The organism is Enterobacter sp. JS8-1, assembly GCF_049187015.1.
In the GTDB taxonomy this organism is placed as follows: Bacteria; Pseudomonadota; Gammaproteobacteria; order Enterobacterales; family Enterobacteriaceae; genus Enterobacter; species Enterobacter mori.
Map to the genome: position 1 here is coordinate 2,255,603 of NZ_CP185805.1, position 23,921 is coordinate 2,279,523.

Annotated in this window: 18 protein-coding genes; 8 read left to right on the forward strand and 10 right to left on the reverse strand. The window is 58.3% G+C overall.

Annotated elements, in window-relative coordinates; genetic code table 11:
- The first annotated feature begins 82 nt into the window (after window positions 1-82).
- Together ACOQH0_RS10805 and ACOQH0_RS10810 are read left to right on the forward strand one after the other, a co-directional pair.
- Window positions 83-1,015 (forward strand): LysR substrate-binding domain-containing protein, encoded by a 933-nt coding sequence (locus ACOQH0_RS10805; RefSeq protein WP_421512231.1) that lies wholly within the window; start codon window positions 83-85, stop codon window positions 1,013-1,015.
- A 68-nt stretch (window positions 1,016-1,083) separates the two neighbouring features.
- Window positions 1,084-2,028 carry a LysR family transcriptional regulator gene (locus tag ACOQH0_RS10810; RefSeq protein ID WP_421512232.1) on the forward strand — a complete coding sequence of 315 codons (945 nt, stop codon included), beginning with the start codon at window positions 1,084-1,086 and terminating at the stop codon, window positions 2,026-2,028.
- On the opposite strand, the gene ACOQH0_RS10815 is transcribed toward ACOQH0_RS10810, so the two are convergent.
- The gene (locus ACOQH0_RS10815; protein ID WP_182946878.1) at window positions 2,025-3,083 is read right to left on the reverse strand and encodes an ABC transporter substrate-binding protein; all 1,059 of its coding nucleotides are present in this window, start codon (window positions 3,081-3,083) and stop codon (window positions 2,025-2,027) included. The genes ACOQH0_RS10810 and ACOQH0_RS10815 overlap by 4 nt on opposite strands.
- A gap of 221 nt (window positions 3,084-3,304) precedes the next feature.
- Between ACOQH0_RS10815 and ACOQH0_RS10820 the strand changes: the two genes are divergently transcribed.
- From ACOQH0_RS10820 to ACOQH0_RS10830, 3 genes are read left to right on the forward strand one after another with little or no spacing between them, the layout of a single operon-like run.
- Window positions 3,305-4,873, forward strand: a complete 1,569-nt coding sequence (locus ACOQH0_RS10820) for an ABC transporter permease (RefSeq protein WP_421512233.1) — start codon at window positions 3,305-3,307, stop codon at window positions 4,871-4,873.
- The gene (locus ACOQH0_RS10825) at window positions 4,870-5,613 is read left to right on the forward strand and encodes an ABC transporter ATP-binding protein (protein ID WP_218308215.1); all 744 of its coding nucleotides are present in this window, start codon (window positions 4,870-4,872) and stop codon (window positions 5,611-5,613) included. Before ACOQH0_RS10820 ends, ACOQH0_RS10825 begins: the two co-directional genes overlap by 4 nt.
- Before the next feature lie 23 nt (window positions 5,614-5,636).
- Complete coding sequence (locus ACOQH0_RS10830; RefSeq protein ID WP_421512234.1) at window positions 5,637-7,424, forward strand: aryl-sulfate sulfotransferase; 1,788 nt, start codon at window positions 5,637-5,639, stop codon at window positions 7,422-7,424.
- A gap of 42 nt (window positions 7,425-7,466) precedes the next feature.
- Here ACOQH0_RS10830 and ACOQH0_RS10835 read toward each other — a convergent pair whose 3' ends face one another.
- Both ACOQH0_RS10835 and ACOQH0_RS10840 read right to left on the reverse strand, forming a co-directional pair.
- The gene (locus ACOQH0_RS10835; RefSeq protein ID WP_042718542.1) at window positions 7,467-8,498 is read right to left on the reverse strand and encodes a methionine synthase; all 1,032 of its coding nucleotides are present in this window, start codon (window positions 8,496-8,498) and stop codon (window positions 7,467-7,469) included.
- A 26-nt stretch (window positions 8,499-8,524) separates the two neighbouring features.
- Entirely contained in the window at window positions 8,525-9,499 is a 975-nt protein-coding gene (locus tag ACOQH0_RS10840) for a DUF1852 domain-containing protein (protein ID WP_174339505.1), read from the reverse strand.
- Between the two features lie 171 nt (window positions 9,500-9,670).
- Here ACOQH0_RS10840 and ACOQH0_RS10845 point away from each other — a divergent pair, with 171 nt between their 5' ends.
- Window positions 9,671-10,210, forward strand: a complete 540-nt coding sequence (locus tag ACOQH0_RS10845) for a DUF2058 domain-containing protein (RefSeq protein WP_010430875.1) — start codon at window positions 9,671-9,673, stop codon at window positions 10,208-10,210.
- A gap of 7 nt (window positions 10,211-10,217) precedes the next feature.
- Here the strand turns inward: ACOQH0_RS10845 and ACOQH0_RS10850 are convergent, their stop codons facing one another.
- Window positions 10,218-10,904 (reverse strand): RluA family pseudouridine synthase, encoded by a 687-nt coding sequence (locus tag ACOQH0_RS10850; protein ID WP_421512235.1) that lies wholly within the window; start codon window positions 10,902-10,904, stop codon window positions 10,218-10,220.
- Window positions 10,905-10,994: 90 nt separating this feature from the next.
- A complete protein-coding gene (gene azoR / locus ACOQH0_RS10855; protein WP_421512236.1) occupies window positions 10,995-11,600 on the reverse strand; it encodes an FMN-dependent NADH-azoreductase in 606 nt (201 codons plus the stop codon).
- Between the two features lie 205 nt (window positions 11,601-11,805).
- On the opposite strand from azoR, the gene hrpA reads away from it, so the two are divergent.
- On the forward strand, window positions 11,806-15,708 hold the full coding sequence (gene hrpA / locus ACOQH0_RS10860) for an ATP-dependent RNA helicase HrpA (protein WP_421512237.1): 3,903 nt from the start codon (window positions 11,806-11,808) through the stop codon (window positions 15,706-15,708).
- A 545-nt stretch (window positions 15,709-16,253) separates the two neighbouring features.
- Here hrpA and ACOQH0_RS10865 read toward each other — a convergent pair.
- The 5 genes from ACOQH0_RS10865 to ACOQH0_RS10885 all read right to left on the reverse strand — a co-directional run bounded on the left by ACOQH0_RS10865 (window position 16,254) and on the right by ACOQH0_RS10885 (window position 22,622).
- Window positions 16,254-16,913: an O-methyltransferase gene (locus tag ACOQH0_RS10865; RefSeq protein ID WP_421512238.1), complete on the reverse strand. Its 660-nt coding sequence runs from the start codon at window positions 16,911-16,913 to the stop codon at window positions 16,254-16,256.
- A 99-nt stretch (window positions 16,914-17,012) separates the two neighbouring features.
- Window positions 17,013-18,392 (reverse strand): efflux transporter outer membrane subunit, encoded by a 1,380-nt coding sequence (locus tag ACOQH0_RS10870; protein ID WP_421512239.1) that lies wholly within the window; start codon window positions 18,390-18,392, stop codon window positions 17,013-17,015.
- A complete protein-coding gene (locus tag ACOQH0_RS10875) occupies window positions 18,389-19,471 on the reverse strand; it encodes an HlyD family secretion protein (protein WP_421512240.1) in 1,083 nt (360 codons plus the stop codon). Before ACOQH0_RS10875 ends, ACOQH0_RS10870 begins: the two co-directional genes overlap by 4 nt.
- 22 nt (window positions 19,472-19,493) lie before the next feature.
- Complete coding sequence (locus ACOQH0_RS10880; RefSeq protein WP_010430896.1) at window positions 19,494-21,146, reverse strand: MFS transporter; 1,653 nt, start codon at window positions 21,144-21,146, stop codon at window positions 19,494-19,496.
- Between the two features lie 156 nt (window positions 21,147-21,302).
- Window positions 21,303-22,622, reverse strand: coding sequence for an MFS transporter (locus tag ACOQH0_RS10885; RefSeq protein ID WP_010430899.1), 1,320 nt, complete (start codon window positions 22,620-22,622; stop codon window positions 21,303-21,305).
- A gap of 392 nt (window positions 22,623-23,014) precedes the next feature.
- Between ACOQH0_RS10885 and ACOQH0_RS10890 the strand changes: the two genes are divergently transcribed.
- The gene (locus ACOQH0_RS10890) at window positions 23,015-23,806 is read left to right on the forward strand and encodes a YdcF family protein (protein WP_421512241.1); all 792 of its coding nucleotides are present in this window, start codon (window positions 23,015-23,017) and stop codon (window positions 23,804-23,806) included.
- The last annotated feature ends 115 nt before the right edge of the window (window positions 23,807-23,921 follow it).

Sequence of the window (23,921 nt, forward strand, 5' to 3'; positions counted from 1 at the left end):
TGTTCAGGCGACGAAGAATACGGGGTATCAGCAGTGAGAAAAATGCCATAATGCAGGAAACACCATTGCAGGAAATGCACTAATGATCGATGCCGGAAATATCAGCATTCGCGCGCTGCTGATCTTTATCGCGGTTTATGAATCGCAGAATTTCTCCGTGGTTGCGCGGCGGGAAGGGATCTCCGCCTCGCAGGTTTCACGCGTGATCCACCAGCTTGAGGACGCGCTCGGCCAGCAGCTTTTTTATCGCAATACGCGGGCCGTGATCCCGACTGAAAGCGGGCATCTCTTTATCCGCTACGCCCGGGCGATGGCAGGAAGTCTTGACGAGGCGCGCCGGGAGCTGGATGAGCGATCCATCGAGCCAACTGGGCTAATTCGCATTAACTGCCCGGTATTTTTTGGACAGCGGCACGTAGCCCCTGGCCTGGCGGGGCTGTCGGCGCGCTACCCCCGGCTCAATCTTGATTTGACCCTCACCGACGACTTTATCGACCCTCACCGGGACGCCGCCGACGTGTTGTTCCGCATTGGCACGCTGACGGACTCCTCTTTTCACGCGCGGGTGCTCGGGCAGCAGCTGTATCATCTGGCGGCATCGCCGTCCTATCTGCAGCGGCACGGTTCGCCGGATGCGCCGGAGGATCTGACGCATCACAGCTGCCTTGTCTATCGCGGATCGTCCGGGCCTAACCGCTGGCTCATTCGCCGTCCGAATGCGGCGTGGGTTCACTATCCCGTTGCGCCGCTGATGACCTCCAACAACGCCGAAACGCTGCTGATTGCCGCGCTGGGCGGAATGGGGATCGTGCTGTTCCCCGACTGGCTGGTGAGCGAAAGGCTAAACAGCGGCGAGCTGGTGTCGCTTCTGCCGGATCATGAATGTTCGATCAACACCGAGCCGCAAACCATTGCGGCGATCTACCCGAACGCGCGTCATCCGCCCCTTAACGTCAGGGCGGTGATTGATTATTACGTAGAGCGGTTCGGCACGCCGCCGTACTGGCAAAGATGAACCCGAGATTGCGCGACCTGGCCGCTATCCCGTACTGTAGCGAAAACGTAAAAGGATAATCCGGGCCTATGCATCTTGATTTTCGCCAACTGCGCAACTTCGTCGCGCTGGTTGAATACGGCAGTTTTAATCGCGCGGCAGAGGCGGTGTGCCTCTCGCAGTCGGCTTTTAGCCGCAGCATTCAGGCGCTGGAGCAGAGCGTCGGGCATCCCTTATTTGACCGGCAAAGCAAGCTGGCCACCCTGACGCTGCACGGCCAAACGCTGCTGCCCTACGCCCGACGGTTTCAGGAGCTGAACGTTGAGCTCAGCAGCCAGATGCGCGAAACGGAGGAGGCGCAGACCGGCGAAGTGACGTTCGGCTGCGGTCCGGCCCCGGCTGCCCGCCTGATCCCCGCCGCGGTGGGAGCGTTTCATCGCAGCATGCCGCAGGCGAAGGTACGCTTTCAGATCGATAACTGGTTTACGCTGCATCAGGCGCTGACCACGCAGCATTATCCATTTGTCGTGGCCGATAGCTGGCAGGCGGAGCTGGATCCCCAGCTGCGGGTGCAGCCGCTCAGCCCGCAACGCTGTTTTTTTATCTGCCATGCCGACCACCCGCTGGCGCAGCAGGGCACTGTATCCGTGCAGGCGCTGTTGCGTTACCCCTTTGCGGCCCCCTATTTACCGCCGGGCGTGCGCAAGGTGCTGGCTACCCTCAGCCAGCAGCAGGATTTTACCCCCGCGATCCAGTGCGATCACGTCTATGCGCTGCTCTCAACGCTCGCCTATACCCCCGCGATAAGCTTCGCCAGCGAGGATGGCTTTGCGCTGTGCCAGCACAGCCATCGGCTGGTAAAGCTGGAGATAAGCGACCTGCCGGAAGAGTGGCGGCTGATGCAGACCCGGTTTGCCATTATTTCTCCGGTCCATGCTACCCAGCCGCCGCTGGTGGAAAAGATGATTGAGACGATCCTCCATGCCGACCGCCAGCATCAGAATCAGCTGCTGGCGCAGGAGGAGGGGAGTTAAAGCGGCTGGCCCTGAGGCGAGTACTGCGGCCAGTGGTTTTCCAGCTTTTGCGCCTTGAGGGCCTGCTCGACGAAGGAGCCGTCAACCCACTCCTTGGCACTAAAGGCGCTGCGGATCAGGCGGCCCGAATGCGCCTGTTCAACGCTGTTGGTAAAGCTGTCGGTCAGGAAGGGATCGATGCGCGGTGAGGTGGTGAAGTTAAGATCCTGCGGCTGCAGTTCCTCCAGGAACAGCGCCCTGGGGATTTGGCTTTGCTGTGCCATTTCTGCCGACCAGGCTTCACGGTTGTTCGGATCGCTGATTTCTGCCGCGTTCTTCACCAGCACGTCGATAATCTGCTGCGTCGCCTGCGGCCAGGCGTCAATAAAGGTTTGTGTCCCCAGGAACCCCGCCTGCGTGGTGTTCTGGCGACCGGAATCGCCGCTCTTCACCACCACGTCGATCTTATCGCCCCGCAACGCCAGAAGAGACACGCCGCCCCAGACGGCATCCACGCGGCCCGCCGCCAGCGCCGCTTTTCCGGCATTCCAGTCGAGATTAATGACCTGCAGGTTTCTTTCCGTGAGCCCCGCGGTTTGCAGGGCGCGGTCGAACGCCAGCTGGTCCGCCGTACCGCGATAGACCGCGACCCGTTTACCCTTTAAATCCGCCAGGGTTTTAATGCCCGAGGCGCGGGTGACCGCCAGGTAAGACTCCGACCCGCGGCTGCCCAGCAGCAGGCGCGTGGGAAGGCCGTTCGCTTTGCCGATGATGGCCGCCAGATCGCCAAGGTAGACAAAATCAAGCTGTTGGTTTGCCAGCGCTTCATTCACCGCCGGACCCGCGCCCTTAAAGAACTGCCACTGGATTTCTACGCCCTGAGGTTTGAACACCGCCTCAAGCTGGTGGCGGATGTACGCCATGCCGACCGGGCCTTCAATAAAGGGCTTACTGCCCGCACTTTGATCCGGCACGCCGATGCGAATGGCGTGCAGCGCTTCGGCGCTGGCGTTCCCCATCAGGGCGAAGGCGGCCACCAGTGGCAGCAGAGCGCGACTAAAAAATGCTTTCATCATAACAAGTTACTCCGAGGTTTTTTTCTCACCCTAATGAGCCGCCCGGCCCGTTGTTAAATGCTTTTATTAGCAAAGAACAGGTGAAAATGAGCTAAATCAGCGCCAGCGAGTCCGGCAGGTTGAAATGCATTTGTTGCATCGGGATTATTCGCGTAACGCAATGACGGAGGGGAACGGGGCGGGGTTTTATAGCGGCATGACGGGTTTAAACGTGAAGCACTATGTCGCAGATAATTTTAAAAACGGGCTCATCCGGAAGGCAGAAAGTACGACTTAACGGCTGGCCGTGGATATTGCCCGCGCTACTGCTGCTGCTGTGGTCCATCGCCGTAGAGCGCCACTGGATGCCGGAACAAATTTTACCCGCGCCTTCGGTGGTCGCCGACACGGCGCTCTCGCTCCTGGCCGGAGACCTTCTCTCCCAGTGGGCGTTTAGCCTGCAGCATTTGCTGCTGGGCCTGCTGGCAGGCGCGTTCGCCGGCACGCTGTTAGGCGCGCTGTTCGGCCTGGTTCCCGGTGCGGCGCGTCGCGTGGAGCCGCTGTTTTACGCGCTGGCGCAAATCCCGACCCTGGGGTGGATCCCGCTGTTTATGGTGCTGTTCGGGATCGATAACGGCCTGAAGCTGGCGGTAATCATCAAAACCACCATCGTGCCGATGACGATCAACACGCAGCAGGCGGTAACCAGCGTGCCCCATACCCTGAGCGAGGCCGCCAGGGTGATGAATTTTTCCCGCTGGCAGCGTCTTCGCTGGCTGGTGATCCCCGCGAGCCTGCCGGGCTGGTTCACCGGCCTGCGGCTGGCGCTCTCTCAGGCCTGGGTGTCGCTGATCGTTGTTGAACTGCTCGCCTCGTCGGAGGGCATTGGCTACCTGATGGTCTGGGGACGTCAGCTTTTTCAGCTGGATATCGTTTTCGTCACCATTGCGGTGGTGGGCTTCAGCGGCATGCTGATGGAGTGGGCGGCGAATCGGGCCTTTTCCCGACTGGTGTTCTGGCCCCAGCCCGCCGTCGGGCGTCTTGCCTGGAAACCGCAGGCCAGCTGGCAGGCGCTGCAGCTGCCGGTTCTGCTGCTGGTGCTGTGGCAGCTGACTAGCCGATGGGGATGGATTGACGGGGCGCTGTTCTCTTCGCCGCTGGCGGTCGCCGGGCGCTTTATGCAGGGCGCGGCAAGCGGGGAGCTGGCGACGGCGATGCTGGCAAGCCTCGGGCGCGCCTTTACGGGCGGGGCGGCGGGTATTGCCGGTGGCCTGCTCTGCGGATTACTGCTGGCGCTGCGGCCGCGCGCCGGGCAGATCGTGACGCCATCGCTCAACGTGCTGCGCCATATTGCCCTTTTTGCGTGGCTACCGCTGCTGACCGCGTGGGTGGGCAACGATAACGTCGGTAAAATCGTCTTTATCGCCCTGGCCTCGTTCTTTCCGATGTTCTTTAGCACCCTTCAGGCCGTGCTGCAGCGTAACCCGCAGCTGGACGAAGTGGCGCGCGTGCTGCGTTTAGGCGGCCTGACGCGCCTGCGGATGCTGATCCTTCCCGGCGCGGCGCCCGGTATTTTCGCCGGGCTGCGGCTGGCGATGATCTACGCCTGGCTTGGCAACATTGGCGCGGAATACTTCATGTCCTCGGGCGCCGGGATCGGCAGCCTGATGATTAACGCCCAGCAGCTGCTGGATATGCCCACCATTCTCTGCGGCATGGTGCTGGTCGGTCTCACCGGCGCAGCGCTGGATAAAGCCGGACGTTTACTGGAACTTCGCGCCACCCGCTGGCGCCAACAGGAGCCATCATGACCGCTCAAACTCTGGTCTCATTTCAACATGTGCGTAAAACCTGGCAGCAGGTCACGGCGCTGCAAAATTTTAGTCTCGACATCGCTGCCGGTGAACTGGTGGTGCTGGTGGGCAGCAGCGGCTGCGGTAAGTCGACGCTTCTGCGCATGCTGGTCGGCCTTGAAGAGGCGACGCAGGGAGAAATTCGCATCAGCGGCGAGCGGGTCACCGGCGTGGGCAAAGAGCGCGGCATCGTGTTCCAGGAACCCCGGCTGTTCCCCTGGCTGAGTGTGATCGACAACGTCATGCTGGGGCTGGCGGATGAAAAACTGAGCCGTGCCGCCAAATGCCAGCGCGCGCGGGAGATGCTGGCGCGGGTGCAGCTCACCGAGTTCGAGGGCGCGCTACCCGCGCAGCTTTCCGGCGGGATGGCCCAGCGCGTCGCTATTGCTCGTGGCCTGGTTGCCCGCCCACAAATTCTGATGCTGGACGAGCCGTTCGGCGCGCTCGACGCCCTGACGCGGCACACCCTGCAGCAGGCGCTTTTGCAGATTCACAGAAGCGAGGGAACCACCACACTGCTGGTGACCCATGACGTCGAAGAGGCGGTCGCCCTGGCCGACCGGGTCGTGGTGCTTTCCCCACGTCCCGGCCGCATACGCGAAGTGGTGAGCCTTACGCTGCCGCACCCGCGACAGCGTGACGACGCCGCGTTCGCCGACGCCTGCCGCCATATTCGCACTCTTATTACCTCTGCCTGATAACCTTCACTAAGGAGCAATACATGGGACATCCTTCCGTTTTCCCCACCGGCGCGACGCTTTACGATCCTGCGCGCGCGTGGAGCGGCTATACCCTTTTCCAGGCCACCGAGCATGGCGCGGTGCTGGTCGACATGAACGGCACCGTGGTGCGCGAATGGCCTGAGCTTCACGGCTTCCCTAACAAAATTCTGCCCGGCGGGGCGATCCTCGGACACAGCGGCGAGCGCGACCCGCGCTACGGCATGCAGGATATGCTCGATTTGATCCAGGTGGACTGGGAAGGCAATGTGACATGGTCCTTCGATCGCTATGAGAACGTGAGCGACCCCGGCAATGAAACCCGCTGGATGGCGCGGGCGCACCACGACTATCAGCGCGCGGGCAACCCGGTTGGCTACTACGCGCCGGGGCTGGAGCCGCAGGTCGAAGGGGGGAATACCCTGATCCTCGCCCACACCAACCTGGTCAACGAGGCGATATCGGACAAGGTTCTGCTGGACGACACCATTATTGAGGTCGACTGGCAGGGAAACGTGGTGTGGGAATGGCGCTGCAGCGATCATTTTGAGGAGCTGGGCTTCGACGATGCGGCGCGCACCGCGCTTTACAATAACCCCAACATGCGCGCCAGCGGCGGCGGAATGGGCGACTGGATGCATATCAACTCGATGTCCACGCTGGGACCGAATAAATGGTATGACGCCGGAGACAGCCGCTTCCACCCTGACAACATCATCTGGGACGCCCGCGAGTCCAACATCATCGCCATCATCGATAAGCAGAGCGGCAACATCGTCTGGCAGCTTGGTCCGGATTACAGCACGCCAGCGCTAAAACACATCGGCTGGATCATCGGCCAGCACCACGCGCACATGATCCCGCAGGGACTGCCCGGCGCAGGCAATATCCTTATTTTCGATAACGGGGGCTGGGCCGGATACGGTGCGCCAAACCCGGCCTCGGCGGACGGGGTGAAAAACGCCTGGCGCGACTATTCGCGGATCCTCGAAATTAACCCTGTGACGCTGGATATCGAGTGGCGTTACTCGCCGTATGAAGCGGATCTGCCCCAGCCAACCGATTCATACCGTTTTTATAGCCCGTACATCAGTAATATGCAGCGCCTCGAAAATGGCAATACCCTGATTAATGAAGGCTCCAACGGGCGCATTTTTGAAGTGACCCGCAATCATGAAATCGTCTGGGAGTACGTGTCGCCGTTCTGGGGCAAGACGCTCAACAACAACATGGTTTACCGCGCGTACCGCATTCCTTATGCCTGGATCCCACAGCTTTCTCAGCCGCTGGAAACGCCAATAGTCCCGGTGGATGTTCGAACCTTACGCCTGCCGGGCGCGGCGCCGGCTGGCCCGGCGCAAAGCGTGGTGCGGGTCGCAGGCGTGAAGCCCTACAGTAAAAGCGCCGATGCGCTGTGCGTCGCGACGGATAACGACACCCTTCGCCGCAGTCCAAAACTGTTCCGCGTGGCAGAAAGCGCGTTTAAAACGGTGAGCGCGTCGGGCGAGCTGGAAAGCGATGGCCCAATACTGCTGTTTGTCGGGGCGGAGCGCTGCGTGCACTGCCGCAGGCTCTGGCAACTGCTGGCGAACGAGAAGTTGATTCCGCTGACGGCGCGGTTTGATACCCGCTATCTGGACGCCGATCTGAACACGGAACTGGCAAGCCAGCTTGGCGTGCGCGGTCTGCCCACGTTGCTGGTGCTCAGGCAGGGTCAGCCGGTCTCGCGTGCGCCTGCGCAGCAATCGGTAGAAAGCGTCGGTGAGTGGTTGCAAGGCGTGAGTGAATAATGCGATACCCGGGAGAGTGAGCCTCTCCCGGGAAGGACGAGATTATTTTGCCAAAATCTCACGGCGAACGATCTCTGCGCCCGCGCTCAGCGCCCTCAGCTTGCCGTTAGCAACCTGACGGGAAAGGGGCGCCATTCCGCAGTTGGTGGACGGGTAAAGCTTGTCTGCATCGACAAACTGCAGCGCTTTACGCAGCGTATCGGCGACTTCCTCCGGCGTTTCGATATGGTTCGTCGCCACGTCAATCGCGCCTACCATCACTTTTTTGCCGCGGATCAGCTCCAGCAGATCCATCGGCACGCGCGAGTTGTGGCACTCCAGCGAAATGATGTCGATGTTTGAGGTCTGCAGCTTAGGGAAAGCCTCTTCGTACTGGCGCCACTCAGAGCCGAGCGTCTTTTTCCAGTCGGTATTGGCCTTGATGCCGTATCCGTAGCAGATGTGTACCGCGGTTTCGCACTTCAGCCCTTCAACGGCGCGTTCCAGCGCAGCGATACCCCAGTCGTTGACCTCGTCGAAAAAGACGTTAAAGGCAGGTTCATCAAACTGGATGATATCGACGCCTGCGGCTTCCAGCTCGCGCGCTTCCTGATTGAGAATTTTGGCAAATTCCCAGGCCAGCTTTTCGCGGCTTTTGTAGTGGGCGTCGTAAAGCGTGTCGATCATGGTCATCGGGCCCGGCAGCGCCCATTTGATCGGCTTGTCCGTCAGCTGGCGCAGGTATTTCGCATCGTCCACGAATACCGGCTTTTGACGCGCAACGGCTGAAACCACGGTCGGCACGCTCGCGTCATAGCGGTTGCGAATGCGCACCGTCTGGCGGTTCTCAAAATCGACGCCGCTCAGGTGCTCAATAAAGGTGGTAACAAAGTGCTGACGGGTCTGCTCGCCGTCGCTGACGATATCAATGCCCGCGCGTAGCTGCTCGTCAAGGGATAAACGCAGCGCATCCTGCTTACCCGCCAGTAATTCATCATCCTGAAGTTTCCACGGGGACCACAGCGTTTCAGGTTGTGCTAGCCAGGTTGGTTTAGGTAAGCTGCCAGCCGTTGATGTCGGGAGCAATGTTTTCATAATAGAAGACCTTTATTATCGGTTAATTAAAGCGTGAAGTTATGAGACCACTGCTCAAGACGTTGTTTGTAAGGCTTAATAAACTGTTCTTCCGTAAATTTGCCCTGTTGAATCGCTAACTGGCTGCGCTCTTCACGGTCATAAACAATTTTCGTTAATGAATGATCCTGCTGATTCAGATCCGGCTGATAGCACTGTCCGGCGGTCGAGTTCGCATTATAAATTTCAGGACGGTAAATTTTCTGGAATGTTTCCATGGTGCTGATCGTTCCAATCAGTTCAAGATTCGTATAATCCGCCAGCAAATCACCGGAATAATAAAAGGCAAAAGGCGCAGCGCTGTTCTCAGGCATGAAATAACGCACCTTCAGGCCCATCTTGCCAAAGTATTGTTCAGTCAGGGATGTACCGTCCGGCTGGTACTCAATCCCCAATACAGGGTGCGTGTTGCCCGTACGATGGTAAGTATCTTTGCTGGAGACACTCAGGCAGATCACCGGCGGTTTTTTGAAGTTTTCTCTGTATTCAGCAGAGTGGGTGAAGTGCTTGAAGATGTTGCCGTGCAATTCACCAAAGTTCTCCGGGATGCTGAACGTTGAGCGATCTTTATTATGTTCGAGCAGCAATACGCTGAAGTCATAGTCACGCACGTAAGAAGAGAAGTTATTCCCGACAATGCCTTCGATGCGCTCATGGGTTTGCTTGTCGACAATGAACGTCTGCAATATTTCTATGGCCGGGAAGCTATTTTCTCCATCGATGTTCATATCAACGGAAATAATTTCAAGCTCAACCGCATAACGATCGGCTTTAGGGTTATCCCAGCGCGCTAAGGCGTTGAAGCGGTTGTTGATCATCACCAGCGTATTGCGCAGGTTTTCCTGACGCTTTTCGCCGCGCGCCAGGTTAGCAAAGTTGGTCGTGGTACGCGTATTTTCTGACGGGTTGTAATTTTCATCAAAGCAACTGCGCTTAAGGCTAAATGTAAAAGCTTTACTCATTGTGGTTATGCATCCTAAGTTCATGTTGCCAGGAAGTTATCAATGCATAATTTATGCCTGAGCCAGTGGCAGAGGGGAAGTGACTTAATTTCAATGCAACATGAGCGAACTTCATGAACGGCGCACTTCACGTTATACTGCCCAAAATATCCAACCGGTTTAGAAACAATCATGACAAAACTCACCTTACAAGAGCAGATGCTGAAAGCGGGCTTAGTCAGCAGCAAGAAAGTGGCGAAAGTGCAGCGCACGGCAAAGAAATCACGCGTTCAGGCGCGTGAGGCCCGTGAAGCGGTCGAAGAGAACAAGAAAGCGCAGCTTGAGCGCGACAAGCTGCTGAGCGAGCAGCAAAAGCAGGCCGTGCTGGCGAAAGAGTTTAAAGCCCAGGTGAAGCAGCTGATTGAGATGAACCGCATCACCGTTTCAAGGGGCAACATCACCTTCAACTTCACCGACGGCAATCTGATCAAAAAAATCGAGGTCGACAAGCAAACCCAGGCTCAGCTGATCAACGGCCGTCTGGCGATTGCCCGCCTGGTCATTAACGCAAGCGGCGACTGTGAATACGCGATTATCCCGGCGGTGGTGGCCGACAAAATAGCCCAGCGCGATGCCGACAGCATTGTGTTGAACAGCGCGCTGAGCCAGGAAGAGCAGGATGAAGACGATCCGTACGCGGACTTCAAAATCCCTGACGATTTGATGTGGTAAACCCTGTCTAAAACGGAGCAGCGTGTCGGGCGTTAATCGTCTCGCCGCTCACCGGATGCACAAAATCCAGCCCGCTGGCGTGCAGCATCAGCCGCGGCGTCGTTTCGGCGCCCGGCCATTCAAGGCCGCCATATAAATCGCAGCCCAAAATAGGGTGACCCAGCTGCTGGCAGTGAATGCGCAGCTGATGGGTTCGTCCCGTCTCTGGCGTGAGCGCAACCCGCGTCAACGGTAACCCCGTCGTCTGATAAAAACGTTCGATGACCCGGTAGCGGGAGCGCGCCGGTTTGCCCGTGACGGCGCAAATCGACATCAGCGGAAACAGCGCCGGGTCTTTGGCAATCGGCGCGTCAATCACCCCTTCGTCATTTTCAACATGCCCGCACAGCAGGGCGCTATACACCTTCTTCACGGCGCGCTGGCTGAACTGATGACAAAGCGCGGCGTTAATCGCTTTATTACGCGCAACCACCATTATCCCGGACGTCCCAAAATCAAGGCGATGCACCAGCGTGCAGCCCGGGAAGTTTTGCACCAGACGGTAATGAACGGAATCGAGGTTTTGCGGATTTTTGCCCGAGAGGCTGAGCAGGCCGGAAGGCTTATTGATGAGCAGCAGATGTTCATCCTGCCAGAGGATCTCAATGTCGTCGCGACACGGTGGGGCAATAAAAGAATCAATAATCGCAGACATCAGGCCGCCCGGCTGGAGAGTGGGAGCGGATGATAACGAAAAGCGGGGGAAAAGAAAAACCCTCCCACCTGGCGGTGAGAGGGGGAATTCTTAGGCTGCGACGAAGCCGTCGATGGCTGCTTTCGCATCGTTCTGCGCTTTGGTCGCCACTTCAGGACCGTAAGCGATACCTTCAGCGAACACGAAATTCACGTCGGTGATGCCGATGAAGCCCAGGAAGAGGGTCAGGTACGGCGCAACCAGATCGGTTGGGGTATCTTTGTGAATACCGCCACGGCTGGTCAGTACAACCGCACGCTTGCCTTTCACCAGACCTTCAGGGCCGTTTTCAGTGTAACGGAAGGTCACACCAGCACGCGCTACCAGGTCGAAGTAGTTCTTCAGCTGGGTAGGGATGTTGAAGTTGTACATTGGGGCGTTGATGACGATAACGTCATGCGCCTGCAGTTCTGCAATCAGTTCATCAGACAGCGCCAGGGCTTCCTGCTGACGCGGAGTCAGTGGTGCATCGCTTGGACGCAGCGCGCCAACCAGCTCGCCGTCCAGCACAGGAATCGGGTTTGCAGCCAGGTCACGCACGGTGATTTCGTCAGCAGAATGCTGTTCACGCCACTGTTCAACGAAGTAATCAGACAGCTGACCAGACTGAGAGTACCCTGCCAGAATACTGGATTTCAAAACTAATACTTTGCTCATGGGTGATTCCTGTTGTTGCATTTGATTGAAGGGGGTTGCCCCGTTGCTTGTTGACACTCTATTCACAATCCTGCCACAGAGATAGCGCAATATATCGAAGTCTATGTTCGAATTTTTTGAATAAGGCGCGAAAGGCGTCAATGTGGTACTCTATAGCAATCATTAAAAAGAGAGTTTATCAGGGCGTGTACAGCCCTTTAACGCTATGACAGAACAACAAAAATTAACCTTCCCGATGCTCCTGCAACAGCTTGATTCCCTGATGCTGCGCGATAAACAGCGCTTTGCCCGCCGTCTGCACGGGGTGAAGAAGGTTAAAAATCCTGATGCACAACAGGCCATTTACCAGGAGATGGCGAAAGAGATTGAACAGGCGGCAGGGAAAGTTGCGCTGCGTGAAGCCGCACGCCCGGCGATCACCTACCCGGAAAACCTGCCCGTCAGTCAGAAAAAACAGGACATCCTTGAGGCCGTCCGCGACCACCAGGTGGTCATTGTCGCGGGGGAAACCGGTTCGGGGAAAACCACCCAGCTGCCGAAAATCTGTATGGAGCTTGGGCGAGGGCTAAAAGGGCTGATTGGCCACACCCAGCCGCGTCGTCTGGCGGCGCGTACCGTGGCAAACCGTATTGCCGAAGAGCTGCAAACGGAGCCGGGCGGCTGCATCGGTTACAAGGTGCGATTCAGCGACCACGTTAGTGATAACACCATGGTCAAGCTGATGACCGACGGTATTCTGCTGGCGGAAATCCAGCAGGATCGCCTGCTGATGCAGTACGACACCATCATCATCGATGAGGCGCACGAACGCAGCCTGAACATTGACTTCCTGCTCGGCTATCTGAAGGAGCTGCTGCCGCGTCGCCCGGATCTGAAAATCATCATCACCTCCGCGACCATCGACCCGGAGCGCTTCTCGAAGCATTTCAACAACGCGCCGATTATTGAAGTCTCGGGCCGCACCTATCCGGTAGAGGTGCGCTATCGCCCAATTGTGGAAGAGGCGGATGATACCGAACGCGACCAGCTGCAGGCCATTTTTGATGCGGTTGACGAGCTGGGTAACGAAAGCGCTGGCGACATCCTGATCTTCATGAGCGGCGAGCGCGAAATCCGCGATACCGCCGATGCGCTTAGCAAGCGCGACCTGCGCCATACGGAGATCCTGCCGCTTTACGCGCGCCTGTCAAACAGCGAGCAGAACCGCGTGTTCCAGCCGCACGGCGGACGCCGCATCGTTCTGGCGACCAACGTGGCGGAAACCTCGCTGACCGTGCCGGGTATCAAATACGTGATTGATCCGGGCACGGCGCGCATCAGCCGCTACAGCTACCGCACCAAGGTCCAGCGTCTGCCGATTGAGCCGGTCTCTCAGGCATCCGCCAACCAGCGTAAAGGCCGCTGCGGCCGCGTGTCGGAAGGGATCTGTATTCGTCTCTATTCCGAAGACGATTTCCTGTCGCGCCCGGAATTTACCGACCCGGAAATTCTGCGTACCAACCTGGCGTCCGTTATCCTGCAGATGACCGCGCTGGGGCTGGGCGACATCGCGGCGTTCCCGTTCGTCGAAGCGCCGGACAAACGCAACATTCAGGACGGCGTACGTCTGCTGGAAGAGCTGGGCGTGATTACCACCGACGAACAGGTGACGGCCTATAAGCTGACGCCGCTGGGCCGCCAGCTCAGCCAGCTGCCGGTCGATCCGCGTCTGGCCCGTATGGTGCTGGAAGCGCAAAAGCACGGCTGCGTGCGCGAGGCGATGATCATCACCTCGGCGCTCTCCATTCAGGACCCGCGCGAGCGTCCGATGGACAAGCAGCAGGCGTCTGACGAAAAGCACCGTCGCTTCCACGACAAAGAGTCCGATTTCCTCGCTTTCGTAAACCTGTGGAACTATCTCGGCGAGCAGCAGAAAGCGCTCTCCTCGAACCAGTTCCGCCGCCAGTGCCGCGTGGATTTCCTTAACTACCTGCGCGTGCGCGAGTGGCAGGACATCTACACCCAGCTGCGCCAGGTGGTGAAAGAGCTGGGGATTCCGGTCAACAGCGAGCCTGCGGAGTACCGCGAGATTCATATCGCGTTGCTGACCGGCCTGTTGTCGCATATCGGGATGAAAGATGCGGACAAGCAGGAATTTACCGGCGCACGCAACGCGCGCTTCTCCATCTTCCCTGGCTCCGGCTTGTTCAAGAAACCGCCGAAGTGGACCATGGTTGCCGAGCTGGTAGAAACCAGCCGCCTGTGGGGGCGCATTGCCGCGCGTATCGATCCGGAATGGGTCGAGCCGGTGGCGCAGCACCTGCTGAAACGCTCGTACAGTGAACCTCACTGGGAGCGCGCGCAGGGCGCGGTAATGGCGACCGAGAAAGTGACCGTTTACGGCCTGCCGGTGGTTGCCGCGCGTAAGGTGAACTACAGCCAGATTGACCCGGCGCTCAGCCGCGAGCTGTTTATCCGCCACGCGCTGGTGGAGGGAGACTGGCAGACCCGCCACGCGTTCTTCCGCGAAAACCTGAAGCTGCGCGCCGAAGTGGAAGAGCTTGAGCATAAATCCCGCCGTCGCGATATTCTGGTGGACGACGAGGCGCTGTTTGAGTTTTACGACCAGCGCATCAGTCATGATGTTATCTCTGCCCGCCACTTCGACAGCTGGTGGAAAAAGGCCAGTAAAGAGACGCCGGACCTGCTCAACTTCGAAAAGAGCATGCTGATTAAAGAGGGGGCGGAATCGGTCAGCAAACTCGACTACCCGAACTTCTGGCATCAGGGCAACCTCAAGCTGCGGCTGACCTATCAGTTTGAACCGGGCACGGACGCGGACGGCGTGACCGTCCACATTCCGCTGCCGCTGCTGAACCAGGTGGATGAGAGCGGGTTTGAGTGGCAAATTCCAGGCCTACGTCGTGAGCTGGTGATTGCGCTGATCAAATCCTTGCCTAAGCCGGTGCGCCGTAACTTTGTGCCCGCGCCCAACTACGCGGAAGCGTTTTTAGGCCGCGTCACGCCGCTGGAAACGCCGCTGCTGGACGCGCTCGAGCGCGAGTTCCGCCGCATGACCGGCACCACCATCGACCGCGATGACTGGAACTGGGATCAGGTGCCCGATCACCTGAAAATCAGCTTCCGCGTGGTGGACGACAAAAACAGAAAGCTGCAGGAAGGGCGTTCCCTGAGCGAGCTGAAAGAAGCCCTGAAAGGCAAAGTCCAGGAGACGCTCTCTGCGGTGGCGGACGACGGCATCGAGCAGAGCGGGCTGCACATCTGGAGCTTTGGTCAGCTTCCGGAAAGCTACGAGCAGAAGCGCGGCAACTATAAAGTCAAAGCCTGGCCGGCGCTGGTGGACGAGCGCGACAGCGTGGCGATCAAGCTCTTTGATAACCCGCTGGAACAGCAGCAGATGATGTGGCGTGGGCTGCGTCGCCTGCTGCTGCTCAACATCCCGTCGCCGATCAAGTATCTGCACGAGAAGCTGCCGAACAAAGCCAAGCTGGGGCTGTACTTTAACCCGTACGGCAAGGTGCTGGATCTGATTGACGACTGTATCTCCTGCGGCGTGGACAAACTCATCCACGAGGCGGGCGGTCCGGTCTGGACGGAAGAAGCCTTTGCCACGCTGCATGAAAAGGTGCGCGCCGAGCTGAACGACACCGTGGTAGAGATTGCCAAACAGGTTGAGCAGATCCTCACCGCCGTGTTCAACATCAACAAACGCCTGAAAGGGCGCGTGGATATGACCATGGCGCTGGGGCTGTCGGACGTGAAGGCGCAGATGGCGGGGCTGGTATATCGCGGCTTTGTTACCGGCAACGGCTTTAAGCGTCTCGGCGATACCCTGCGCTATCTGCAGGCGATTGAAAAACGTCTGGAAAAAATGGCCATCGATCCACACCGCGACCGCGTTCAGATGCTGAAAGTGGAAAGCGTGCAGCAGGCATGGCAGCAGTGGCTCAACAAGCTACCGCCCGCGCGCCGCGATGATGAAGACGTGCAGGAGATCCGCTGGATGATCGAGGAGCTGCGCGTCAGCTTCTTTGCCCAGCAGCTCGGTACGCCGTATCCGATTTCGGATAAGCGTATTCTGCAGGCGATGGAGCTGATTTCCGCTTAAAACCCTTGCCCGGTTTTCTCCCTCTCCCTGTGGGTTGAGGGAGCCCCAGTCATTTTTTCCTGAAGCGATGAACGTTGCTTCAGCAAAATTAATGACTTATAGCGACGTCCTGGTCCGGCTGTAAATCGCCGAAGCGTTTCCGTAAGGCCGGGGCGAGGCGCAGGGAGCGCCGAGAGGGCGTGGCCTGCAGGGATGCAGGCTCATGCCCGACCCGATAGCCTGAAGGAATAAGCTGAGGACAAAATTGCCGGGAGCAATTTTGGACAGCGCCTGCGCTGGCCCTGAAAGGGTGAGCCCCAAGGATGGGGCGAGCAATCCGCGAAGCGGCGATTTACCGCCGGGAGCCCGGGTCGCCAGGGTGGTGGCGATTGAGCCACCTTGGCACGTTCACCGGTCATGTCGTTACAGAGTAGTAAGGAACATAAAGTGAACGGAATGACCACCACAGCCGTATGTTCCCCCTCACCCCAGCCCTCTCCCTCAAGGGAGAGGGGGTCGTCCGTGCAGGCATTATTATGTGGGGAGCCCTCAGCCCGCACATTTTTTCACCCGTTCACAATTGCCAGCGTAAACCCATCCCATCCCTTACCCCCCACCGTTTGCAGCGCGGTGGCGGTTAAACGCGGATTATCCCCAATCATCTCGATGAAACGGCGCACACCCAGCACGCGCGCGTCGTCGCTTTGCCCGTTAATGACCTCGCCGTCGCGCACCACGTTATCGCCAATGATTACCGTGCCGGGGCGGGAATAGTGCAGCGCCCACTCCAGATAGCCGGGATTGTTGGGCTTATCGGCATCAATAAAGATCAGGTCGAACGGTGTAACGTCACCTAAATTTTCGAGTGAGTTCAGCGCCGGGCCTTCAATTAATTGAATACGATCGGTTAGCCCCGCGAGGTGAATATTCTGGCGGGCAACCTCGGCATGCGTCGGGTCAGCCTCGAGCGTAATCAGCTTCCCATCTGGCGGCAGGGCGCGCGCCATCCAGATTGAGCTATAGGCACCCAGCGTACCGATCTCAAGAATGCGTCTTGCCTGCGTCATGCGTACGAACAGCGCCAGCAATTGCCCCTGATTGGCCGCTACGTCGTGTTCGGGTAGCCCGGCGCGCTTGTTGTTTTCCAGTACCTGACTCAGTACATCATCTTCAGGAATAAGCGAGGAAATCATGAAATTATCTACTGCAGACCACTGTTGTTGCATAGATTGACTCCTTGAGAGGGATTGCCGGGTGGCGCTTCGCTTACCCGGCCTACGGGGCGAAATGTAGGCCCGGTAAGCGCAGCGCCACCGGGCAGGTTTTCAGGCACTGACCCAGCCGCCACCCAGCGCTTTATACAAATCAATTTGCGCCAGCAGCAGGTTATTTTTCACCTGTACCACACTGGTCTGCACCGAGAACAATGTACGCTGCGCGTCCAGCACGTCCAGATAAGATGAATAACCGTTGCGATAGCGATTCTGTGCAATGCGCAGCGTCTCCTGCGCCACATCCTGCTGGGCAAGCAGCTCCGTCAGCTGTTCCTGATAGCGCGTAATGGCATCAAGGCTGTCATTCACCTCAGCAAACGCGTTACGCACGGTTTTTTCGTAGCTGTATAGCGCCTGATTACGCTGAGACTGGGAAATATCCACCTGCGCATTCAGCGCCTGACGGTTCAGCAGCGGCGCAAGAATACTGCCGCCAACGCTCCACAGCTGGAGTGGGTTATCCAGTAAACCTGACAGGGTGCGATCCTGTACCGATCCGGTTGCAGTCAGGTTGATCGACGGCAGCAGGCTGGCGCGTGACGCGGCAAGCGTCGCGTCTGCCGCCACCAGCTGACGTTCAGCCTGAACGATGTCCGGGCGGCGGTTTAACAGCGTGGATGGTAGCTGTGACGGCAGCTTCAGCGGCGTCAGTAGGTCGAAGTTTTCACTGCGGGCCACATCGCCTGGATTGCTCCCGAGCAGCAGGCTTAGCGCGTTTTCCTGTTGCGTAATTTGATGCTGCAAGAGTGGAACCTGCGCCCGTGTAGAACGCAGTTCTGAGTCAGACTGCATCAGCTCCAGACGCGAGCTGTAGCCCGTCTCAAACTGGCGTTTAGCGAGATTGAACGCCTCTTCGCGTGACTTGAGGGTGGACTCGGTGACGCGCAGCTGTTCATCCAGCGAGAGAAGGGTGACATACCCGGCAGCTACCGACGACGCAACGGTTAAATCCGCGGCGACGGCAGCGGCTTTTTGCGCCTCCAGCGAGGCCTCGGCGGCATTGGCGGTGCTGCGGTTGACGCCCCAGATATCAACGTCGTAGCTGGCGGTCAGACTCCCTTTGTACAACGTCCCGTAGATCGGCAGCCCGGTCGCGGCAGACTGTGAGCGGGCGCGCGCGCCCGTTACGCCCGCATCAAGGGACGGGAACAGGCTGCCGTCCGCAGCATAAACTCGCGCCTGATACTCATTAATCCGCTCGCGGGCAATGAGGACGTCGCTGTTGTTTTTCAGCGCCTGGTCCACGTAGCGGTTCAGGTTGCTGTCGTGGAAATTTCGCCACCAGAGCTGTTCCGCCGGGCTGTTCGGCCCCGACGCGGCGCGCCACTGGGCGGGGATCTGTAGTGACGATGTAGCAGGTTCAACGTCAACCGACTGGCATCCGGCAAGCATCGCCGCCAGCACCAGACCCGCTAATGGGCGAAGGGTCATTGCTTCGCCTCCCGCGTATCAATCGTCACCTGCACCGACATGCCGGGGCGCAGCAGCTTGTACTCTTCCGGTTTCCCGAGCACTTCAATGCGCACCGGAATACGCTGCGCGATTTTAACAAAGTTACCCGTGGCGTTATCCGGCGTGATGGCGCTGAACTCCACACCCGTCGCCGGTGAGATACTCTCCACGCGGCCCTGATACGCTTTGTCGTTCAGGGCATCGACGGTGAATTTTACCGGCTGTCCGACGCGTAGCTCCGCCAGCTGCGTCTCTTTGATATTAGCGATCACCCAGTGCTGCGGCGGAACCAGCGTGGTGAGGTGCGTCCCGGCGGTGACATAAGCGCCCAGACGTACGGCAATCTGGCCGAGCTGACCGTCGCGCGGGGCGATGATGCGGGTGTTTTGCAGGTCAATCTGCGCCAGCTCCAGCGCTGCTTTCGCGTTTTCAACATCCGCCTCCAGCGCACCGCGGTTGACGATGACCGTCTGCAGATCCTGACGCGACATCTCAAGCGTCGCTTTGGCCTGGTCGATATCCGCGCTGCCCTGAGCCGCGCTGGCGAGCGCCGCGTCGCGCTCGCGAATGGAAAGGGAACCGTCTGCCGTCAGATCTTTCACGCGCTTTAAATCTGCCTGCGTTTTCAGGCTCTGGGCGCGGGCATTTTTCAGCGCCGCGTCGTTTTTGGCGATCGTCGCTTCGGCGCTTTTACGCTGCTGCAGGTTGTTGTTCAGGGAGGCGATTTTCATCGCCAACTGCGCCTCGGCCTGATGGACGCGCTGTCGATAAATACGATCGTCGATCTGAAACAGCACCTCGCCTTTTTTAACCTGCACAAAGTCCTGAACGTTCACCTCGGTGATATAGCCATTCACCTGGGGGCTGATAAACGTCGTCTGGCCGCGCACGTAGGCGTTGTCGGTAAACTGTGCGTGGCGGGTGAACGGCGGCAACTGCCACGCGTACAGGATCACCAGCACGCCGACAATACCGATGGCGGCGGCGGTGAATACGGAAACAATGCGCACATTTTTGCGGGTGTTGGCCTGCTCTTTGGCGGCATCCTGCTGACTCATAAACTCTCCAGAAATAGTTCAATTATTTGTTGCCGGTGGCGTTCTTCAGCGCCATACGGGCAGTGATGCGCAGGCGCAACAGGCGCCATAAAATCCAGACCAGCGTGGCGGCAGCGATGCTGGCCGTCAGCAGGTAAGTATCGTTGTAAGCCAGAATATTCGCCTCCAGCGCGGTGACCGTTTGCAGCTGCGTTATCGCCTGCGTCCCCAAAAGCGCGCTGTCGCCGATCAGGCTCTGGTACATCTGGGTGTAAGCCTGAATGCGTTCATTCACCAGCGGGTTCAGCGTGGTGAGCTGGTCGGCCAGCAGGCTGGAGTGATACTTCTCGCGCCAGGTCTGAAAGGTGCCGAGAATAGCGGAACCCAGCAGGCCGCCAATGTTCTGGCTCATGCCAAACATCACCGAGAAGCTGACCAGATTGCGCGGGTCGGCGATGACCCCACCGATGGCCGCCAGCATCGCGGGCGCCAGGAAGAAGGCGCTGCCGAAGCCGAGCAGGAACTGGCTTAACATCAGCTGATCCGGCCGGGTCAGGCTGTTGGACTGGCTATCCAGCAGCGAGGCGATAATCATCAGCGCCAGAGAGGTGATGATTGGCCACGCCAGTTTTGTCGGCTTGATGGTAAGACAGCTGGTGACGATCCCGCAGACAATCCCGGCGAAAATGGACCACGCCAGGTGGGTCATCTGCTCGTTCTGTAACCCCACGTACTGCAGCCAGCCGATGACCCCGGTGTTTTGCTCGGCCAGCACGATGCGGATCAACAGCATGATCAGCCCTAAACGGACGATGCTGCCGCTCGAAAGCCAGCGGGTGTTCAGCAGCGGGTTGCTGCGGTTATGTTCGAACACAATGGCGGAGACAATCAGCACCAGCGAGAGCGCCAGCGACCAGCCGATCCAGGGGGCTTCGAACCACCAGTCCAGACGGCCCAGGGACAGAACTGCGCACAGCAGCGCCACGCCGGGCGCCAGCAAAAAGAAGGTGATGAAATCTTTTTTCTCGAACACTTTTCGCCTGTCACCCGGCGGCAGCTTCAGCGCCATCACGCAGGCAAGCGAGATCAGGGCCAGACCCAGTTCGAAGAAGTAAAGCCCGCGCCACTCGTCAAGCTGCAACAGTTCGGTAGAAAACAGGCGCGCCAGCGGGATTGCCAGTGACGAGCCGGTGATGCCAATCGTCAGCGCTTTCAGGCGATGCTTCGCGGGCCACGCCTGGATCTGGTAGTAAATACCCAGTGAGCTCAGCGCGGCAGCGACCATGCCGTGGGCGGCGCGCACCATCAGCGCGGAGCTGAGATCGTTCACGAACAGGTGGAAAAAGGTGACCAGCACATACAGCACCAGAAAACCTTCCGTAAAGGCGCGCAAACCGTACTGCTGACGGAATTTCACCAGCAGCAGATTGATGGAAACGTTGGTCATCACATAGACCGCAGGCAGCCAGGCGATTTCCGTCGACCAGGCCCCGAAGGTGCCCTGAAGATTTTGCAAATTGGCGGTGACGACCGCGTTGCCCAGCGCGCCCGTCAGGCAGACCAGCAGGCCGACAACGCCGTAAGCGATCCGCTTTGGCGTAGGGTGTTCCGGGGTGGAGGGGGAACCCAGCAGGGCGGGCTTCTCATGTGGCTGCCACTCGCGAGGAGCATAAGGATCGCGTTCGGGCAGGCGCATAACGTTGTTTACCTTAGAAAAAATGTAATGATTAGAGGGCTAATGATTCTACGTCTGACGCAAATCATAATTCAAGTGAATATGATTATCGCATGTTAATCAAATGTTGAGGGGACGCTTGAACAAAAAGAGCGGCCCGGGAGGGCCGCTAGACATTCAGATGTGGTCAGGTTGCGCCTGGACGGCGGGGGTTGGTTTGACCCGGCTGGCGCAGAAAATGGCGATCAGCGAGATAACGACCGTCACCGCCAGATACCAGGCTACCGGCACCCAGTCGCCGTCATATTTCGCCAGCAGACCGGTGGCGATCAGCGGGGCGGTTCCGCCTGCCAGCGCGGCACCTAACTGATACCCGAGGGTGATGCCGGTGTAGCGCACGTTGGCACTGAAAATTTCAGAGCACAGAGTGCCGAGCACCGCTGTTACCGGTGCCCAGAGCACGCCAAACGCGATGACGGTGGCGAGGACAATGCCCCAGGTCGTGCCGGTATTGAGCAGCATAAACCACGGCACGATAAACAAGCCGAGCACGAAGACGCTGACCGCATACATGCGCTGACGACCTATTTTATCGGAGAGCAGCCCCATCAACGGGATCATAATGGTGGCAACCAGCGCCCCCAGGGTCACGGCTTCCAGCGCCTGAGATTTTTGGTATGTCAGCGTGGTGGTGGCATAGCTCACCACAAACGTCGAGAAGATGTAGAACGGCGCGGTTTCTACCACCTTCAGACCGGCGGCAATTAACACTTCACGCCAGTGGTGTTTCAGGGTATCGCGCAGGGGCGCTTTCGCCACCTGGCCCGATTGTTTTACTTTCTGGAAATCAGGCGTCTCGTCGATGTCCTTACGGATCCACAGCCCGATCAAGACCAGGATTGAACTCAACAGGAACGGGATGCGCCATCCCCAGGAGAGGAAATCCTCCTCACTGAACAGCGTCATCAGCGAGACAATAAAGGTCGCCATCAGCATGCCGATGGTGACGCCCGCCTGCGGAATGCTGCCGAAAAAGCCTTTGCGTTTTTCGGGCGCGTATTCATACGCCAGCAGCAGTGCGCCGCCCCATTCACCGCCAATGCCCATGCCCTGAATGATGCGCATCAGGATCAGCAGGGCGGGTGCCCACATGCCAATCATGTCGTAGGTGGGGAGCAGGCCGATCGTGACGGTTGCACCTCCCATTAATGACAGCGTTAGCACCAGCGTTTTTTTGCGCCCGATACGATCCCCGATGTGGGCGAAGAGAACACCGCCAATGGGGCGGATAAAAAAGGTCAGCGAGAACGAAAGATAAGAGAGGATCAGCCCGATTACCGGGTCGACCATCGGAAAGAAAATCTTGTTAAACACCAGCGCGGCGGCGGTGCCATAGAGAAAATAGTCAAACCATTCAATGGAGCTGCCGGTAAGGCTGGCAATTAAAACCTTTTTGTTTTTGCGTAAAACCGTCGTTGTACTTTCATGTTGTGTCATTTTCTGAAGCTCCGCCACAGAGAGGATGAATGCGGTGTCACCTGGCGCGTTTCAGGTGCAACCCGCAGTAATAAAAAGGTTATGAAATTGTTAAGCAACTTAGGGTTGGATAGGGCGTTTGGCAAGCAAGGGGCGGGCTATACTGGTCAGATCACGGTGAAATTAGCAGCGACTGGTGCTTTAACATGCGGTTTGACTGGCATGATGTTTTGTATGCCGGATAATCAAAAGCATAACATGCAGGTGCAACCCAATTGTTTTTGGATGTTTCTGGTTATTTCAAAAAAATGCCAGAAAATGCAGAGTGACAGGCGTTTTGGCTTTAGGAGTGATCCCCTGTTCAGCCGTGACGCGTGCAGTACTCTGAACGTAAACGCTGTAAGGAGGTAACGATGACACTGGCACTTTTTCCTTCTCTACCCGGCTCGACGCTTAATGCCGTCAACACCGTCGGCTCATGGCTTGCGCAGGACGATCGCCGCAGTCAGCCTGTTGATGCCGTGATCCTTGCAGGGAATGCGGTCATCCCTACAATCGATGCCGCCTGTAAGATAGCGGCCGAACAGGCCATCCCCCTGCTGATCAGCGGTGGTATCGGGCACTCAACCACCTTCCTGTATGCTGCGGTGGCGAAACATCCGCGTTATAACACCCTTCCCACCACCGGACGGGCCGAGGCGGCAATCCTCGCCGATATCGCACGTGAATTCTGGAATATTCCGGCAGACAAAATCCTGATAGACGATCAGTCAACGAACTGCGGCGAGAACGCCCGGTTTAGCTGGCATATGATGAAGCAAAAGGGTCTGAACGCCGGGCGCGTCCTCGTGGTACAGGACCCGACTATGCAGCGCCGCACGATGGCGACCTTTGCTCGCGTTTGCCGGGACGAGGCCGTTTCGCCGGAGTGGATTAGCCATCCCGGCGTGACGCCGGTGCTGCAAAACAGTGAAGACGGCCTGGCGTTTAGCGGCGCTAGCGAAGGGCTCTGGCCGGTGGAACGCTATCTGTCGCTGGTGCTGGGGGAACTGCCGCGCCTGCGGGACGACATTAACGGCTACGGCCCTGCGGGGCGTGACTTCATTGCGCACGTGGACATTCCTGACGAGGTGGAGAACGCGTGGACCCTTCTGCGTACTGACGCCATCCTCACCGACGCGCTGGTCAGCCGTTCTCTGCTGTAGCCTCTGCCCGTTTGCGCCAGGTTTTACGCAAACGGGCATTTAATGTTGCCGGTTTGTGATTGTATTGATTCGCTGACCCGTTTCTTTTATGAGATATCTCACAAAAACAGCCTCA

Bases quoted from the DNA above. Each gene is read 5' to 3' on its own strand.
- ACOQH0_RS10805 (WP_421512231.1), top strand. From the start codon at position 83: ATGATCGATGCCGGAAATATCAGCATTCGCGCGCTGCTGATCTTTATC.
- ACOQH0_RS10810 (WP_421512232.1), top strand. From the start codon at position 1,084: ATGCATCTTGATTTTCGCCAACTGCGCAACTTCGTCGCGCTGGTTGAA.
- ACOQH0_RS10885 (WP_010430899.1), bottom strand. From the start codon at position 22,622: ATGACACAACATGAAAGTACAACGACGGTTTTACGCAAAAACAAAAAG.
- ACOQH0_RS10820 (WP_421512233.1), top strand. From the start codon at position 3,305: ATGTCGCAGATAATTTTAAAAACGGGCTCATCCGGAAGGCAGAAAGTA.
- ACOQH0_RS10890 (WP_421512241.1), top strand. From the start codon at position 23,015: ATGACACTGGCACTTTTTCCTTCTCTACCCGGCTCGACGCTTAATGCC.
- ACOQH0_RS10880 (WP_010430896.1), bottom strand. From the start codon at position 21,146: ATGCGCCTGCCCGAACGCGATCCTTATGCTCCTCGCGAGTGGCAGCCA.
- ACOQH0_RS10830 (WP_421512234.1), top strand. From the start codon at position 5,637: ATGGGACATCCTTCCGTTTTCCCCACCGGCGCGACGCTTTACGATCCT.
- ACOQH0_RS10815 (WP_182946878.1), bottom strand. From the start codon at position 3,083: ATGATGAAAGCATTTTTTAGTCGCGCTCTGCTGCCACTGGTGGCCGCC.
- ACOQH0_RS10850 (WP_421512235.1), bottom strand. From the start codon at position 10,904: ATGTCTGCGATTATTGATTCTTTTATTGCCCCACCGTGTCGCGACGAC.
- ACOQH0_RS10875 (WP_421512240.1), bottom strand. From the start codon at position 19,471: ATGAGTCAGCAGGATGCCGCCAAAGAGCAGGCCAACACCCGCAAAAAT.
- ACOQH0_RS10835 (WP_042718542.1), bottom strand. From the start codon at position 8,498: ATGAAAACATTGCTCCCGACATCAACGGCTGGCAGCTTACCTAAACCA.
- ACOQH0_RS10845 (WP_010430875.1), top strand. From the start codon at position 9,671: ATGACAAAACTCACCTTACAAGAGCAGATGCTGAAAGCGGGCTTAGTC.
- hrpA (WP_421512237.1), top strand. From the start codon at position 11,806: ATGACAGAACAACAAAAATTAACCTTCCCGATGCTCCTGCAACAGCTT.
- ACOQH0_RS10870 (WP_421512239.1), bottom strand. From the start codon at position 18,392: ATGACCCTTCGCCCATTAGCGGGTCTGGTGCTGGCGGCGATGCTTGCC.
- ACOQH0_RS10825 (WP_218308215.1), top strand. From the start codon at position 4,870: ATGACCGCTCAAACTCTGGTCTCATTTCAACATGTGCGTAAAACCTGG.
- ACOQH0_RS10840 (WP_174339505.1), bottom strand. From the start codon at position 9,499: ATGAGTAAAGCTTTTACATTTAGCCTTAAGCGCAGTTGCTTTGATGAA.
- azoR (WP_421512236.1), bottom strand. From the start codon at position 11,600: ATGAGCAAAGTATTAGTTTTGAAATCCAGTATTCTGGCAGGGTACTCT.
- ACOQH0_RS10865 (WP_421512238.1), bottom strand. From the start codon at position 16,913: ATGCAACAACAGTGGTCTGCAGTAGATAATTTCATGATTTCCTCGCTT.